Origin of the sequence: Aeromicrobium sp. IC_218, assembly GCF_004336805.1 — a bacterium.
Lineage (GTDB): Bacteria > Actinomycetota > Actinomycetes > Propionibacteriales > Nocardioidaceae > Aeromicrobium.
In genome coordinates this window covers 233,123-247,211 of the sequence record NZ_SJXM01000001.1, presented here as the reverse complement: position 1 = coordinate 247,211, position 14,089 = coordinate 233,123, and the positions used below count along the sequence as shown (strand labels likewise).

The window sequence follows — 14,089 nt, the reverse complement described above, 5'->3', positions numbered from 1 at the left end:
GTCGTCTCCGGGAGGGACATGACCACCACCGTGCCGCCGGCCGAGGACGCGCGACCGCGCCTGCTCGCCGTCGCCTTCCGCATGCTCGGCGACGCGGGCGAGGCCGAGGACGCCGTCCAGGAGGCCTACGCCCGCTGGTTCCGGCTGACCGACGCCGAGCGCGCCGACGTCCGCGAGCCCGCCGCGTGGCTGACGACGGTGACGTCGCGCATCTGCCTGGACGTGCTGGGGTCGGCCCGGCACCGCCGCGAGACGTACGTCGGGCCGTGGCTGCCCGAGCCGCTGCCGGCCCACTCCCCCGTCGTCGCGCCCGACCCGGCCGACCTGGCCGTGCTCGGTGAGTCGGTGGACCTCGCCGTGCTGGTGGCGCTCGAGGCGCTCACCCCGGCCCAGCGGGTCGCGTGGGTGCTGCACGACGTCTTCGCGGTGCCGTTCGACCAGGTGGCCGAGGCGGTCGGGCGCACCCCACAGGCCTGCCGGGCCCTCGCGGCCGCCGCCCGGCGCGCCCTGAGGTCGGACCGGCGGGTCGCGGCGTCCCGCGACGAGCACGCCCGGGCGGTCGCCGCCTTCCAGGCCGCCTGCCTGACCGGTGACGTGAACGCACTCGTCGCCGTCCTCGACCCGAGCGTCGTCCTGACGTCCGACGGCGGCGGTCTCGTCAGCGCCGCCCGGCGTCCGGTGCGCGGCGCCGACGCCGTGGCCCGCTTCCTGCTCGGGCTGCTCGCCCGTCACCCGCGCTTCGAGGTGCGTCCGGCCGAGGTCGGCGGCCGACTCGTCGCGGTCGTCGCCGAGGACGACGCCGTCGACTCGGTGCTGGCGCTGGGCGTCACGGACGGCGTCGTCACCGACGTGTGGATCGTGCGCAACCCGCACAAGCTCACCGCCTGGTCCTGAGCCCTCACGTTCCGGAGGGCTGCGTCGTCAGAGGGACATGGACGAGAACCAGAGCAGGAAGGTCGCCGTCGCGGGCGGCACGGGAACGGTCGGACGCCACGTGGTGGCGGCGCTGGAGGCGTCGGGCCACGACGCGGTGGTGCTGAGCCGGGGCACCGGGGTGGACCTGGTCGACGGCACCGGGCTGGACGCCGCGCTGGCCGGGGTCGACGCCGTCGTGGACGTCACGTCGGTCCCGAGTATGTCGTCGCGGACGTCCCGCGACTTCTTCACGGCGGTCACGAGCCGTCTGCTCGCCGCCGGGCAGCGGGCGGGCGTCGGGCACCACGTTGCGCTCTCGATCGTGGGCGTCGACCGGGGACGCACGGGTCACTACGCCGGCAAGCTCGCGCAGGAGGACCTCGTCGAGCACGGTCCGGTGCCGTGGACGATCCTGCGGGCCACGCAGTTCCACGAGTTCGCCATGCAGATGCACCAGGCGATGAAGGCCGGACCCTGGCACCTCTCCCCGCGCATGCGCACGCAGCCGGTGGCCGCCGCCGAGGTGGGACGCCGGCTCGCGGACCTCGCCGTGGGTGAACCCGCCGGCCGGGCCCGCGAGCTGGCCGGCCCGCGGGAGGAGTGGCTGCCCGACCTGGTGCGGCAGTGGGACGTGGCCGGCGGCGGGAGCGGACGGGTCGTCGGGGTCCCGCTGCCGGGACCGCTCGGGCGCGCGATGCGCAGCGGGACGCTGCTGCCCGGCCCGGACGCAGCCGACCTGGTGGGCCCGACGTTCGCGGACTGGCTCGCCGGGCAGCGCCCCTGACCTCAGGCCAGGATCGCCCGGGTGGCCTGCGACTGGTCGGCCAGCACCGCGCCGATCGTCTCCTGCGTCTCGTTGACCCGCTCGACGGACGTGCGCAGGCCCTCCAGGGCGCTGACCACGTCGGAGACCTGCTGCTGGATCGACGTCACCTGCTCGTCGACCTGCTTGGTCGCGTCGGCGGTGGCGACCGCGAGCTCCTTGACCTCGCTGGCCACGACGGCGAAGCCCTTGCCGGCCTCGCCGGCGCGGGCTGCCTCGATGGTCGCGTTCAGCGCGAGCAGGTTGGTCTGCGCGGCGATCTTGCGGATCGTGCCGACGACGTCACCGATCTCGGCGCTGGAGCGACCCAGGCCGGTGACGAGCTCGGACGCCTCGTGGGTGACGCGGCGGCCCTCCTCGGCGACCGAGGACGCCACCGCGACGTTCTCCTCGACGGTGCGGATCGAGCCCTGGATCGTCTCGCCGGCGCGCTGCAGGCGCTGGCCGACGGCGAGCCGCTCGAGCGCCTGGCTCACCAGGAACGCGGTGTTGCGCAGGGCCTCCTCGCGGCTGCGCTGCAGCGTGAGGGTCTCGGTCGCGAAGAAGTCCATGGTGCCGACGACCTCGCCGCCGACGATGATCGGCAGGCACACGCCGGACTTCACGCCGGCCGCCTGCGCGACGGGCGCGCGGACGCAGTCGACCATCTCGCCCAGGTCGCTGACGAAGACCATGTCGCGACGGGCCCACGTACGTCCGGACAGGCCGACACCCGGTGCGAAGGTCGAACGGAGCGTGACCTCGCGGAAGGCGGGCCCGGCGTCACCGGACTCGACCGCGAACCGGAGCACGCCGGCGTCCGGGTCGACGGCCCAGAACGAGCCGTACGCCCAGCCGAAGCCGACGCGGATGCCGTCGAGGGCGAGGCGCAGCGCCTCGTCGCGCGAGGACGACTCCGACACCTGGCGCAGGATGCGGCCCATCGTGTCGAGGTCGAGGTCGACCTCGGCGGCGCGGGCGTTCGCGCGCCAGCGGTCGAGGGTGGTGGCGAGCGTCGAGGCCAGCACGCGCTCGAGGGGGGTGGCGACGTCGGCGGGGCCGTCGACCTCGACGCGCAGGTCCTGGTCGTCGACCCCGTCGAGCCGGACGTCGATGCCGTCCAGGCGGTTCGACAGGCTGCGCAGCGCGCGCTCGAGACCGGCGCGATCCGCGGCGCCGGCGAGCTCGTCGACGGCGTCGGCGAGGGTCGCGGGATCCACGACGGGGGTGTGGACGATGGGGGCGGCGGCGTGGCGTCGCCGACCGAGCAGTGCGGGCATCCGTGCTCCTTCGACCCGGCGACCTCGTTGTCACCGGCTGGGTGCTGATCGGCGCAGGTGTCGAAGCGGGGGAGCCTGAGCCGGCCCGATCAGTGCTGGTAGCGGGGAACGTACCAGCGGGTAGTGAACATCGCGCGGCGAAAGAGAACGTTCGTTCTCGTCACTCGCCAAATCGGTTGCGTCGCGCGCCGTCCGAGCGTCTGCCGAGGACCGGGCCCGGCACGCCGATCCCGTCCGGCGCGGGCGGCGGAATCCCCGGGAACGCGGGCACTGCGGGCACCACGAGGCGGCTGGGCCGGCCGGACGACCGGCCCCCGAGAGGCGCCTCGGACCGACGGGAAGCACGGAGGATCGACGTGTCGAACGTCACAGACCGGGCGGGCGACCTCGGGGTAGCCGGGCGGCTCCGCTCAGCGGTCGAGCCGGAGCACCAGCAGGGCGATGTCGTCGTCCTCGCTGGTGGTCACGTGCGCCAGCAGGTGCTCGGCGAGCTGCTCGGCGTCCAGGCCGTCGCGACCCTCGAGCGTCCGGGTCAGGCGCCCGATGCTCTCGGTCAGCGACCGGTCACGTCGTTCGACCAGGCCGTCGCTGTACAGGACGACGCTGGCGCCGGGCTCGAGCGTCACGCGGTGGTCGTGACGGTCGGACGTCTCGTCGACGCCGAGCATGAGGTCCGCCGGCGGGTCGAGCAGCTCGGCGCGCCCGTCCGCGTGCACGAGCACCGGCGGCAGGCTTCCGGCGTTGGTCCAGGACAGCGTCCAGGCGCCCGAGTCGTCGCGCTCGGCGCGGGCGAGCATCGCGGTGGCCAGCACGCCGAGGCCGAGGCCGTCGAGGGCCTCGTCCAGGGCGGTCATGACCCGCGAGGGCGGCTCCTTCATCGTGTACGCCAGGCCGCGCAGCACGTTGCGGACCTGCGCCATGCCGGCCGCGGCCGTGCGGTCGTGCCCCGACACGTCGCCGACCGTGAGCGTCAGCACGCCGTCCGCGGCGACGAAGGCGTCGTACCAGTCGCCTCCGACCTCGGCCTGCTCGGCGCTGGCGCGGTAGCGCACCGCGACGTGCGCGCCCGGTACCTGCGCGGGCGGGGTCAGCAGGCTGTGCTGCAGCGCCTCGGACAGCTTGCGCTCGCTCAGCGCGATGCGGCGCTCGACCTCGCGGGCCTCGAGCCGGTTGCGCGTCTGGGTGACCGCGGTGCTGACCAGGTTGAGGAAGCTGAGGTAGTCGTGGTCGGGCTTGAGGCCGGGGTTCAGGCCGACGACCAGCACCGGCGGGTCGGCCGGGTCGACACCGGCGGAACGGATCGGCATCCAGGCCACGTGCCGGTCGCCGGCGTCCTCGAGCAGCAGGTCGGTGCCGCGCAGCGAGCGCGGCGGCTGGACCGGGAGCCGCGAGCCGTCGACGCGCGAGGACGAGGGCCGGTACTCCAGCACCGGCAGGTCGGGGCGGTCACCGCCCAGCACCCCCGTCACGACGGACGCCAGGTCGTCCACGCCCTCCACCTCGGCCAGCTGCGTGCGCAGCTCGGCGAGGAGGGCGAGCCGGCGCAGCGCCACGACCTCGCGGGTCTTCTCCGAGACGATGTCGATGACGCCCTCGACGGTGCCGTCGAGGCTGCGCACGGGCGAGTAGGAGTAGGTGAAGTAGCTGTCCTGCAGGAATCCGTCGCGCACGAGGGGCACGAGCTGGTCCTCGAAGTAGAACGAGCCCTTGCCGTCGAGGACGGCCTGCATCGTGTCGCCGATGAGGTGCCAGGCCTCGGGGAAGACCTCCTGGCAGGGACGCCCGAGGGCCCAGGGGTGCTTGTCGCCCAGGATCGGGACGTACGCCTCGTTGTAGACCAGCACGAACTCCGGGCCCCACAGCAGCGTCGCGGCGTACTCGGTGTTGACGACGAGGTCGACGGCCTGGCGCAGCGGGTCCGACCAGGTCTCGACCGGGCCGAGCGGGGTGGTCGCCCAGTCGACGTCCGCGAAGCCGGGGCCGCGCTCCCACGTGCGCTCGGGCACGGCACCTCCTGGACGTCCACGGGCCGGCGGGTCCGGCGTCGGCGCAAGCATCCCATCCCCTGGCACGCCTGGCGATTCATGAGGTCGTCCGGTCAGGGGGCGGCTGCCGCCATCCGTTCTCCGAGGATCCGCGCGGCCCGCCCGAAGGCGCCCGGGTCGGGACCGGCGAACCCCAGACGCAGGTACGCCCCGGTCGGCTCCGCGACGAACCAGCCGGAGCCCGGCGCGACCAGCAGGCCGTGCGCCTCGCAGTCCCGGGCCAGAGCCGCCACGTCGGTGCCGTCGGGGAGCCTGACCCAGGCGTGCAGGCCGCCCGCCGGAACGGACTCGACCTCGACCGCCGGCGCGTGCTGGGCCAGGCTGGCCAGCAGCAGGTCGCGTCGCTCGCGCAGCCGCTGACGCAGCGCACGCCGGTGCGCCGTCCACCCGGGCTGCGTCACGACGTCGAGCGCCGCCGCCTGCAGCAGCCCGCTCACGTAGAGGTTCTCCGCCCCGGCTACTGCCCGGACGCGCTCCTGCACCGGCCCGCGCGCCACGACCGCCGCGACCCGGACCGACGGCGACACGCTCTTGGTCAACGACCTCAGGTAGACGACCCGCCCGTCGCCGTCCAGGGAGGCCAACGGTCGGGGGTCGTCGTCGATGCCGAAGTCGTGCGCCCAGTCGTCCTCGACCAGGAAGGCACCGTGCTTCGCCACCACGTCCAGGACGGCCTGACCGACGGTGGGCGACCACTGCGCGCCGGTCGGGTTGGCGAAGGTCGGCTGGCCGTAGAACGCACGAGCCCCTGTCTCGGCGAAGGCCCGGGCCAGCGCGTCGACGTCGGGACCCTCCGGACCGTGAGGCACCGGCACCGCTCGGACGCCGGCCTGCTTCGCGGCCAGGATGGCCCCCCAGTACGTGGGCGACTCCATGAGCAGCACGCCCCCGACCGGCACCAGCGAGCGGAAGACGGCGACCAGGCCGCTCTGCGAGCCCGGCACCACGAGGACGTCCTTGAACGTCGGAGGTGCGACCCCGTCCGGTGCGGTGGCGGCCAGCTCGGCGGCGAACCACGCCCGCAGCTCGGACAGGCCGGTGGCGTCGGGACGTTGCAGGGCCGCCTCCTGACGGGCAGCCCTGGCGAAGGCGGACCGCACGAGTCGCTCGGGGAGCAGGCCGGGGTCCGGGTAGCCCGAGTGCAGCGCGATGGCGTCCGGAGCGCCGGTGCGCATGGTCGCCGGGAGGGACCCGAGGTCCGTACGAGGGGCCCCGAGCGCGGCGATCTGCCAGCTGTAGTCCACGGCTCGCGGCGCGTGCCGCGGCCGCACGAACGTCCCCACGCCCGGGCGGCTCTCGACGAGACCGCGGCCGGCCAGCGCTCGCAGTGCCTGCTGCACCGTGGCCGGACCGACGCCGTGCTCGGCAACCAGCGAGCGGGTGGAAGGCAGTCGTGCCCCTGCCGGAGCGTCACGCACCCACGCAGTCAGCACCTCGACCAAGCGGCCGCTGCTACTGTTTGTCATGACAGACAATAGTAGCGCTACCGTCTCTCGGCCCGCGCCGCTTCTACCGGAGACGAGCGGGCTGCGCTGGGGCGCGCTGGGCGTGCTCGGCTTCTCCCTGACCGTCCCGCTGACCCGTGTCGCCGTCGAGTCGCTGTCGCCGCTGTTCGTCAGCGCCGCTCGCGGCATCGTGGCGGCGTTCCTCGCCGCGATAGCGCTCGCCTGGACCCGGCAGCGGCGCCCGCGGGGCGTCCAGTGGGCCCGGCTGGCCGTCGTGGGCGGCGGCGTGGTCGTGGGCTTCCCCGTCCTCACGTCCTTCGCCCTGCGCACCGCTCCGGCCAGCCACGGCGCCATGGTGGTGGCGTTGTTGCCAGCCGCGACAGCCGTCGCGGTGGTGCTGCGCACCGGCGAGCGTCCGCGACCTGCGTTCTGGCTCGCGGCCGGGTCCGGCGCCGCGGCCGCTGTCGTCTTCGCGTCGTTGCAGGGCGACGGCCTGGGGGCGCTGCACCGAGCCGACGTCCTGCTGCTCGCGGCCGTCGCGGCGGCCGCGGTGGGGTATGCGGAGGGCGGACTGCTCGCCCGCGAGCTCGGGGCGTGGCAGACCGTGTCGTGGGCGCTGGTGACGTGCGCGCCCGTGATGGCCGGGCTGACCGTCCTGGCCCTGGCGGACGGGCGGCCCGCGGCGGGCGCCGCCGAGTGGGGTGCGTTCGCCTACCTGTCGGTCGTCAGCATGTTCCTGGCGTTCTTCGCCTGGTACCGCGGGCTGGGGCTCGGACCGATGGCCCAGGTCAGCCAGGTCCAGCTCGTCCAGCCGGTGCTGAGCATCGGCTGGGCCGTCCTGCTGCTGGGCGAGGACGTCGCGGCCACCACGCTGCTGGGCGCCGGGGCGGTCGTCGCGTGTGCGGCCCTCGCCGTGCGCACTCGGCGCTGACCCCATGACGCACGAGAGCCCCGGTCCCTGACGGGACCGGGGCTCTGCTGGCGGTGGCGGTGGGATTTGAACCCACGGTGGGCTGTTAACCCACACACGCTTTCGAGGCGTGCTCCTTAGGCCACTCGGACACGCCACCGCGGAAGACCTTACTAGAGGGACGGGGTGTCCTCGAAATCGGGGCCGGGCCAGGCGTCCGGGTCGATCGCGTAGACCCAGCGGCGGTGCGGCCACTCGGTCAGCGTCCACAGCTGGTGGCGCTCGGGCCAGTACGTGATGTCCTCGGCGCCGGTGGCCAGGACGCCGGCGTGCTTGCGCCAGCGTCCGGGCGCGCCGGCCCAGAGCGCTCCCGCCTTGCCCTCCCCCGCGCTGGCCGTGACGAACCAGGTCGAGCCGACCTGGCAGGTGCCCTGCATCCGGTGCGGCTGGTCGTCGAACCACTCCGGGTCGGCGGACGCCGGCAGCCCGAGGTCGTCCAGTGCGTGGCGCACCATGCGGTGCCGGGCGGCGGCCTTGGTGCCGTACTCGCCGGCGACCAGGCGCGGGGTGTCGCCGCTGCGGTCGAAGGTGAGGAACGACCAGGTCATCTCCGAGCGGTCGCGGCGCGGACGCGTGCGGTGGGCCGAGTGCAGCGGCAGGACGTACCGGTAGCCGCGGCCGCGCCAGCGCGCGACCCGCTCCACGTCGTCGAGGTCGAAGACGCGGAACCCGAACGGGCCGGCCGCGACGTACAGCCGCGTGCCCTCCCAGGCCAGGCCGCCGGCGTGGACGCGGACGGTCAGCATCGGGCGCAACGGGCCGAGCCAGCGGGGGCCGGGCCGGTGGACGAGCCGCACGTGCCGGTAGCGGGGCCGCTCGCCGGCCGGGTCGATCACGGTGACGCGGGAACCCAGGCCGAGCAGCCCGAGCAGGCCCTTGGCGTACCAGCTGGCGATCATCACCGGGCGTCCGCTCCAGCGGCCGTGGGCGGACGTCGTCAGGCCCTGCGGCCACCAGCGACGAGTCGCCCGGTCACGGGCGTCCCAGGTGAACCCGTCGACCGCGGCCCTCGCGGGCACGTCGACGCGGACGCCCTCGCGGTCGAGGTCGTCCAGGACGGCAGTGAGTCCGACGCGCATCCCGCCACGGTAGGGCGACCCGGCCGCGGGCTCACCTCGAGCGGTCGAGCTGCCCGGCAGCGGAGTCGAGCAGGACGCCCAGCACCATCGGGTACGCGCTGTGCGGCATCCGGGCGGCGAGCAGGTGCGCGGTCGCGGCGATGTGCGGGTACTCGCCGGCGGGCAGGCGGGCGTAGGTGGACGTCCACATCGCCTCGTCGGCCTCGCGGGCGTCGTCACCGAGCGTGAGCGCCCCGGCGTCGAGCGCGGCGAAGGCGAGGGTCAGGTCGATGAACGCGTGGAACAGCCGCACCGCGCCGGCGTCGGGGAACCCGGCCTCGCGCAGCAGGCCGAGGATCGCCTCGTCGACCGCGATCTCACGCGGACGTCCGGTGACGCGGCTGGCGGTCAGCACCGCCGCGTGCGGGTGCTCCAGGTAGGACGCGTGGACGGCCAGCCCGAGGTCACGCAGGTCGGTCCGCCACTCGCCGGTGGGACGCCACGTCTCGCGGGCGCGGCCGACGAGCTCCTCGCCGATCGCGCGCACGAGGTCGTCCATGCCGGCGAAGTAGCGGTACAGCGTGCTGGGGTCGGCACCGAGCGCCGCGCCCAGCCGGCGTGCGGTCAGCCCGCCGGCTCCGTGCTCGTGCAGGACGCGGAGGGCGGTGGTGACGATGAGCTCCTCGGACAGCACGGCGCCCGACCGTGTCGGCCGGCGACGGCGCCGCTGCGCCTCGGTGACGACCTGCTTCGCCATGTCCCCTCCTCGTCCGTCGTCCAGGGTCATCGTGGACCGCGCCCGCCCGTCACCCGAGCACCGACCCCAGCACGTCGAGCCGGCGCGTCGCGTCCTCGCCACGCGGCCACAGGACGGCGACCGTGCCGGCCCCGAGCTCGCCGTAGCGCCCGAGGGCGTCGCGGAGCGCCTCCTCCGACGCGAGCGGACGCTCGCACCCGTAGCCCAGCACGACCAGCCGGGCCAGGGTCGACGGATCGCGCCCGGCCGCCCGGGACGTCTCGTCGAGCAGCCGCAGCTGGCGCTCGACCTCGGCCTGCGCGGTGCCGGCGTAGACCCGCGGGTCCTGCGAGACGTCCTGGGTGATCCAGAGGTCGGCGTGCTCGACCGCCACCCGCATGCCGCGGGCTCCCGTGGCCGCGACGGCCAGCGGCGGACGTCCGGACGCACCGCGGGTGACGACGGTCGAACGGACGGTCGTGAACCGTCCCTCGACGTCCACGGGCCCGCCGTCGAGCAGCCGCGACAGCGCGCCGGTCCACTCGGCGAAGCGGCTCATCCGGTCACGCCGGTCGAGCACCGGCCCGCCGAGCGCGTCCGAGTCGGCGCCGGGACCACCGGCACCGACGCCGAGGACGAAGCGGCCGCCCGAGACGTCGTGGAGCGTGGTCGCCGCCTTCGCGCTGGGAGCGGGATGACGGAAGTTCGGGGTCATCACCATCGTGCCGACGCCGATGCGGCGGGTCGTGGCGGCGACGGCGGCCAGGTGGGTCGTGGCCTCGTGCCAGCGCTCGTGCTGCGGCTGCAGGTTGAGGTGGTCGTAGACCCAGCCCCGGCCGATCCCGATCTCCTCGGCCAGGCGCCACTCGGCGGCGCTGCTCGCCCAGGACCGGTCCGGCCACATGACGGCGTCGACGGTGGGCGTGGACGACATGAGGGCTCCTCTCCTCGCACCGGCGGCCGGTGCCCGAGGACCGTAGGACGTCCGCCACCGCCAGCACCTCCCACGACTCCGGGGGCTTACGCCAACACCGTTGACCTCCATCGCGTCCGGCCGGTTCCATCGAGGCACCGAGGCGATCGCCTCACCGACGAAAGGTTCGACATGCGAGTGCTGCTCGTGGGCGCCGGCGGCGTGGGATCCGCCGTGGTGCGCATCGCCGCCCGGCGCGACTTCCTGACCCACATGGTCGTGGCCGACTACGACCTGGCCCGCGCCGAGGCGGCCGTCGCGGCCGTGGACGACGCCCGCTTCACCGCCGCCCGCCTGGACGCCACGGACGAGGACGCCGTCCGCGCCGCACTGGAGTCCGAGCGCTGCGACGTGCTGCTGAACGCCACCGACCCGCGCTTCGTCATGCCGCTGTTCCGGGCCGCGCTCGCCGCCGGCACGCACTACCTCGACATGGCGATGTCGCTGTCCGTCCCGCACCCCGAGCGTCCGCACGAGGAGGTCGGGGTCAAGCTCGGCGACGAGCAGTTCGAGCTCGCCCGGCAGTGGGAGGCGTCCGGGCGCCTGGCGCTCGTGGGCATGGGCATCGAGCCCGGCCTCGCGGACGTCTTCGCCCGCTACGCCGCCGACGAGCTGTTCGACGAGATCGACGAGATCGGCGTCCGTGACGGCGCGAACCTCAGCGTCGAGGGCTACGACTTCGCCCCGTCCTTCAGCATCTGGACGACGATCGAGGAGTGCCTCAACCCGCCGGTCGTCTACGAGCGCGACCGCGGCTGGTTCACGACGCCGCCGTTCAGCGAGCCCGAGGTGTTCGACTTCCCCGAGGGCATCGGACCGGTCGAGTGCGTCAACGTCGAGCACGAGGAGGTGCTGCTCGTGCCGCGCTGGGTGGACGCCCGCCGCGTCACCTTCAAGTACGGCCTCGGCGACGACTTCATCGCCAAGCTCAAGACCCTGCACGAGCTGGGCCTGGACTCGACCGAGCCGGTCACGGTGCCCAGCGCGGACGGACCCGTGCAGGTCTCGCCGCGCGACGTCGTGGCCGCCTGCCTGCCGGACCCGGCGACGCTGGGCGAGCGCATGTCGGGCAAGACCTGCGCCGGCACCTGGGTCACCGGCACGAAGGACGGCCGGCCCCGCGAGGTGTACCTCTACCACGTGGTCGACAACGAGTGGTCGATGCGCGAGTACGGCAGTCAGGCCGTGGTGTGGCAGACCGCGATCAACCCGGTCGTCGCGCTCGAGCTCCTGGCGACGGGCGCCTGGCAGGGAACCGGCGTGCTCGGCCCCGAGGCGCTCGAGCCGAAGCCGTTCCTGGACCTGCTCACCGCGTACGGCTCGCCCTGGGGCCTGCGCGAGTCCGACTGACCCCACGTTCGTGGGATGGCCCGCCGCACGCTGACGGACCATGCTCGACCCGGCGGCCCCCTCGTCCCCCAAGACCTCGAGGGGGCCGCCGTCGTGCGTCCGGACGGGCCGGCAGATCGGCGATTCCGCCGCGGAGGACGGTGTCGCGCCGCTACCGTGCGCGCGGGGGCCCCACGACACGAGGAGACGCCGATGACGGCACGCAGCCGACTCGCCGCCCTGTCCATCGCGACCGCCCTGGCTGCCGGGGTGCTCGCCGCGACGCCGGCCACGGCGCAGCAGCGGAGCTACACCAACCCGATGGCGACGCCGGACCGCACCGACGCCGGCATCGTGTCGGTCGGGGTCGACGCGACGCCGACGACGGTCAGCGTCCGTCTGCGGACCGAGAACCTGCCCGGCGACTTCCGCGTCTCGGCCTACCTGACCCAGCACCGCTACGCGGACCACGGCGGTCTGCTGATCCTCGACGCGGGCGTCGAGGGCGGCGTGCTCCGAGGCACGTCCGGCACGTCCGTGGCGAACGTGTTCCAGGGAGGCTCCACCGAGCTCCCGGCCGGGACGGTGCGCTACGCCCGTCAGGGTGCCGACGTCGTGCTCTCCGTCGACACCCGCCACCTGACCTGGAGCGGCCCGCTGCACGCCGGCGGCAACCTGCAGTCAATGGTCGGCGGTGGCATGGCCGCGGTCTCCTACGACCCCGGGACGGACGACGCCCCGACGTTCTTCGGGCCGATCACCACGGCTGCCGACGCGACGACGACCACGCTGGGCCGGTCGGCGGCCCGGCAGGTCTACGGCCAGGCCCGGCCGACCGTCGTCACCGCGAAGGTGCCCGCGGCGGTCGCCGGCTCGGTCGTGTTCCGCGACGGCGCCACGCCCCTCGGCACCGTCAAGCCGGCCGGGGGCGTCGCCCGGCTCAGCCTGCCGCGCACCCTGCGCGCCGGCATGCACACGGTGACCGCCACGTTCGTCCCCACCGACCGCGTCCGGTACTCCACCAGCACCGCCAGCACCTCGCTCAGCGTGACGGCCCAGGCGACGAGGACGACCGTCCGCCTGTCCAGCGGCAGGCAGACGTACCGGGGCGAGCCGGTACGGGTCACCGTCACCGTCTCCGGCCGTCCGACCGGCACCGTGACCGTCCTCGACGGCCGCCGGAGGCTGAAGACCGTCCGCGTGAAGGACGGCCGTGCCACGTACACGCTCCCCCGCACCCTCGCGGCCGGCAAGCACCGCATCAAGGCCACGTTCCGTCCCGCGACTGCCGGCACCTTCCGCGCGTCCACGTCCGCCTCCCGCACCCTCACCGTCCGCCGCTGACCCCACCAGGAGCACCGTCATGACCCCACGCACCCGGATCGTCGCCGCCACCCTCGGCGCCGCCCTGCTGGGAGGCGCCCTCGTCGCCTCCCCCGCGACCGCCCAGCAGCGCGACTTCACCAACGGCCTGGCCACCCACGGCGTGCCGACCGACACCGACGTCCCGCGCGTCTCGGTCGACGCGAACCGCTCGACGGTGCAGATGACGATGCGCACCGAGAACCTGGGTGACGACTTCGACGCCGAGGTCTACCTCGCTCAGCGGAAGGTCCCCGATGGCGGTCACGGCCTCATGATGCGCGCCGAGGTCCGCGACGGGGTGCTGACCTCGCTGCACGGCTCCTCGATGCCCGACGTCACGGAGGAGGTCAACGTGACCCAGCTCCCCGCGGACGCACTGGCCTTCAGCCGCCGCGGCGCGGACGTCACGCTCGGGGTGCGCACGTCGCTCCTGCCCTGGACCGGGGCGATCCACGTCGGCGGCCAGCTCGACGACCGCGCAGGAAGCACTCGCTTCATCGCCGAGTCGGCCCCGACAGGCTTCGGGGTGTTCCCGACCTTCCTCGGACCGGTCACCACGGCCGCCGACCCGACGACGACCGCCCTCAGCCTGTCGGCGCCCTGGCAGGTCTACGGCCAGGCTCGCGCCACCGTCCTCACGGCCACGGTGCCCGCCGGCGCCGCCGGCTCGGTGACGTTCCGCGACGGCGCCACGACCCTCGGCACCGTCAAGCAGGTCGGCGGCGTCGCCCGCCTCAGCCTGCCGCGCGCGCTGCGCGCCGGCGTCCACACGCTCACCGCGACCTTCGCCCCCACCGACCGCGTCCGGTACTCCCCCAGCACCGCGGCCACGTGGCTGACCGTGTCCGCGCAGCCGACCACGACGACCGTCCGCGTCTCCAAGAGCAAGCAGAAGTACCGGGGCAAGCCCGCGCGCCTGGCCGTGACCGTCTCCGGACGCGCGTCCGGCACCGTGACCATCCTCGACGGACGACGCCGGCTGAAGGTCGTCCGCGTGAACGACGGCCGCGCCACGTACACGCTCCCCCGCACGCTCAAGGCGGGCAAGCACCGCATCACGGCGGTCTTCCGGCCCGCCATCGCCGGCACGTACGCCGGCTCGACCTCGCGACCGGCGCGGCTCACCGTCACCCGCTGACGTCCGGACGCACGAAGGGCCGGGACCTCGTGG

At 74.5% G+C, this 14,089-nt stretch carries 12 protein-coding genes and 1 tRNA gene; 6 read left to right on the top strand and 7 right to left on the bottom strand.

Annotated features, from left to right (window positions below; translation table 11 throughout):
* The first annotated feature begins 18 nt into the window (after nt 1-18).
* Together sigJ and E0W78_RS01200 are read left to right on the top strand one after the other, a co-directional pair.
* Complete coding sequence (sigJ, locus tag E0W78_RS01205) at nt 19-894, top strand: RNA polymerase sigma factor SigJ (RefSeq protein WP_131402026.1); 876 nt, start codon at nt 19-21, stop codon at nt 892-894.
* A gap of 37 nt (nt 895-931) precedes the next feature.
* Nucleotides 932-1,699, top strand: coding sequence for an NAD(P)H-binding protein (locus E0W78_RS01200; protein ID WP_131402025.1), 768 nt, complete (start codon nt 932-934; stop codon nt 1,697-1,699).
* Nucleotides 1,700-1,701: 2 nt separating this feature from the next.
* Here E0W78_RS01200 and E0W78_RS16990 read toward each other — a convergent pair whose 3' ends face one another.
* The 3 genes from E0W78_RS16990 to E0W78_RS01185 form a co-directional block, all read right to left on the bottom strand.
* A complete protein-coding gene (locus E0W78_RS16990; RefSeq protein ID WP_347559412.1) occupies nt 1,702-2,997 on the bottom strand; it encodes a methyl-accepting chemotaxis protein in 1,296 nt (431 codons plus the stop codon).
* A 410-nt stretch (nt 2,998-3,407) separates the two neighbouring features.
* Entirely contained in the window at nt 3,408-5,003 is a 1,596-nt protein-coding gene (locus tag E0W78_RS01190; RefSeq protein ID WP_131402024.1) for a PP2C family protein-serine/threonine phosphatase, read from the bottom strand.
* A 92-nt stretch (nt 5,004-5,095) separates the two neighbouring features.
* Nucleotides 5,096-6,508 (bottom strand): PLP-dependent aminotransferase family protein, encoded by a 1,413-nt coding sequence (locus E0W78_RS01185; protein WP_131402023.1) that lies wholly within the window; start codon nt 6,506-6,508, stop codon nt 5,096-5,098.
* Between E0W78_RS01185 and E0W78_RS01180 the strand changes: the two genes are divergently transcribed.
* Nucleotides 6,507-7,418 carry a DMT family transporter gene (locus tag E0W78_RS01180; RefSeq protein WP_131402022.1) on the top strand — a complete coding sequence of 304 codons (912 nt, stop codon included), beginning with the start codon at nt 6,507-6,509 and terminating at the stop codon, nt 7,416-7,418. The two genes, E0W78_RS01185 and E0W78_RS01180, sit on opposite strands and share 2 nt — an antisense overlap.
* A gap of 48 nt (nt 7,419-7,466) precedes the next feature.
* Here the strand turns inward: E0W78_RS01180 and E0W78_RS01175 are convergent.
* The 4 genes from E0W78_RS01175 to E0W78_RS01160 form a co-directional block, all read right to left on the bottom strand.
* Nucleotides 7,467-7,557 (bottom strand) — tRNA-Ser (locus tag E0W78_RS01175).
* Between the two features lie 13 nt (nt 7,558-7,570).
* Nucleotides 7,571-8,536 carry a hypothetical protein gene (locus tag E0W78_RS01170; RefSeq protein WP_131402021.1) on the bottom strand — a complete coding sequence of 322 codons (966 nt, stop codon included), beginning with the start codon at nt 8,534-8,536 and terminating at the stop codon, nt 7,571-7,573.
* 31 nt (nt 8,537-8,567) lie between these two features.
* Nucleotides 8,568-9,272 carry a TetR/AcrR family transcriptional regulator gene (locus E0W78_RS01165; RefSeq protein ID WP_131402020.1) on the bottom strand — a complete coding sequence of 235 codons (705 nt, stop codon included), beginning with the start codon at nt 9,270-9,272 and terminating at the stop codon, nt 8,568-8,570.
* A gap of 49 nt (nt 9,273-9,321) precedes the next feature.
* Nucleotides 9,322-10,185: an LLM class flavin-dependent oxidoreductase gene (locus E0W78_RS01160; RefSeq protein ID WP_165570361.1), complete on the bottom strand. Its 864-nt coding sequence runs from the start codon at nt 10,183-10,185 to the stop codon at nt 9,322-9,324.
* A 171-nt stretch (nt 10,186-10,356) separates the two neighbouring features.
* Here E0W78_RS01160 and E0W78_RS01155 point away from each other — a divergent pair, with 171 nt between their 5' ends.
* From E0W78_RS01155 to E0W78_RS01145, 3 genes are all read left to right on the top strand, one after another.
* Nucleotides 10,357-11,574, top strand: a complete 1,218-nt coding sequence (locus tag E0W78_RS01155; protein WP_131402018.1) for a saccharopine dehydrogenase C-terminal domain-containing protein — start codon at nt 10,357-10,359, stop codon at nt 11,572-11,574.
* A gap of 192 nt (nt 11,575-11,766) precedes the next feature.
* Nucleotides 11,767-12,897, top strand: a complete 1,131-nt coding sequence (locus tag E0W78_RS16935; protein ID WP_165570360.1) for an Ig-like domain-containing protein — start codon at nt 11,767-11,769, stop codon at nt 12,895-12,897.
* Between the two features lie 19 nt (nt 12,898-12,916).
* Entirely contained in the window at nt 12,917-14,056 is a 1,140-nt protein-coding gene (locus tag E0W78_RS01145; protein ID WP_131402016.1) for an Ig-like domain-containing protein, read from the top strand.
* Nucleotides 14,057-14,089 lie beyond the last annotated feature (33 nt).

What these genes read in the sequence shown, in the direction of transcription:
- sigJ (WP_131402026.1), top strand. Translation starts at nt 19, where the DNA reads ATGACCACCACCGTGCCGCCGGCCGAGGACGCGCGACCGCGCCTGCTC.
- E0W78_RS01200 (WP_131402025.1), top strand. Translation starts at nt 932, where the DNA reads ATGGACGAGAACCAGAGCAGGAAGGTCGCCGTCGCGGGCGGCACGGGA.
- E0W78_RS16990 (WP_347559412.1), bottom strand. Translation starts at nt 2,997, where the DNA reads ATGCCCGCACTGCTCGGTCGGCGACGCCACGCCGCCGCCCCCATCGTC.
- E0W78_RS01180 (WP_131402022.1), top strand. Translation starts at nt 6,507, where the DNA reads ATGACAGACAATAGTAGCGCTACCGTCTCTCGGCCCGCGCCGCTTCTA.
- E0W78_RS01185 (WP_131402023.1), bottom strand. Translation starts at nt 6,508, where the DNA reads ATGACAAACAGTAGCAGCGGCCGCTTGGTCGAGGTGCTGACTGCGTGG.
- E0W78_RS01170 (WP_131402021.1), bottom strand. Translation starts at nt 8,536, where the DNA reads ATGCGCGTCGGACTCACTGCCGTCCTGGACGACCTCGACCGCGAGGGC.
- E0W78_RS01165 (WP_131402020.1), bottom strand. Translation starts at nt 9,272, where the DNA reads ATGGCGAAGCAGGTCGTCACCGAGGCGCAGCGGCGCCGTCGCCGGCCG.
- E0W78_RS01160 (WP_165570361.1), bottom strand. Translation starts at nt 10,185, where the DNA reads ATGTCGTCCACGCCCACCGTCGACGCCGTCATGTGGCCGGACCGGTCC.
- E0W78_RS01155 (WP_131402018.1), top strand. Translation starts at nt 10,357, where the DNA reads ATGCGAGTGCTGCTCGTGGGCGCCGGCGGCGTGGGATCCGCCGTGGTG.
- E0W78_RS16935 (WP_165570360.1), top strand. Translation starts at nt 11,767, where the DNA reads ATGACGGCACGCAGCCGACTCGCCGCCCTGTCCATCGCGACCGCCCTG.
- E0W78_RS01145 (WP_131402016.1), top strand. Translation starts at nt 12,917, where the DNA reads ATGACCCCACGCACCCGGATCGTCGCCGCCACCCTCGGCGCCGCCCTG.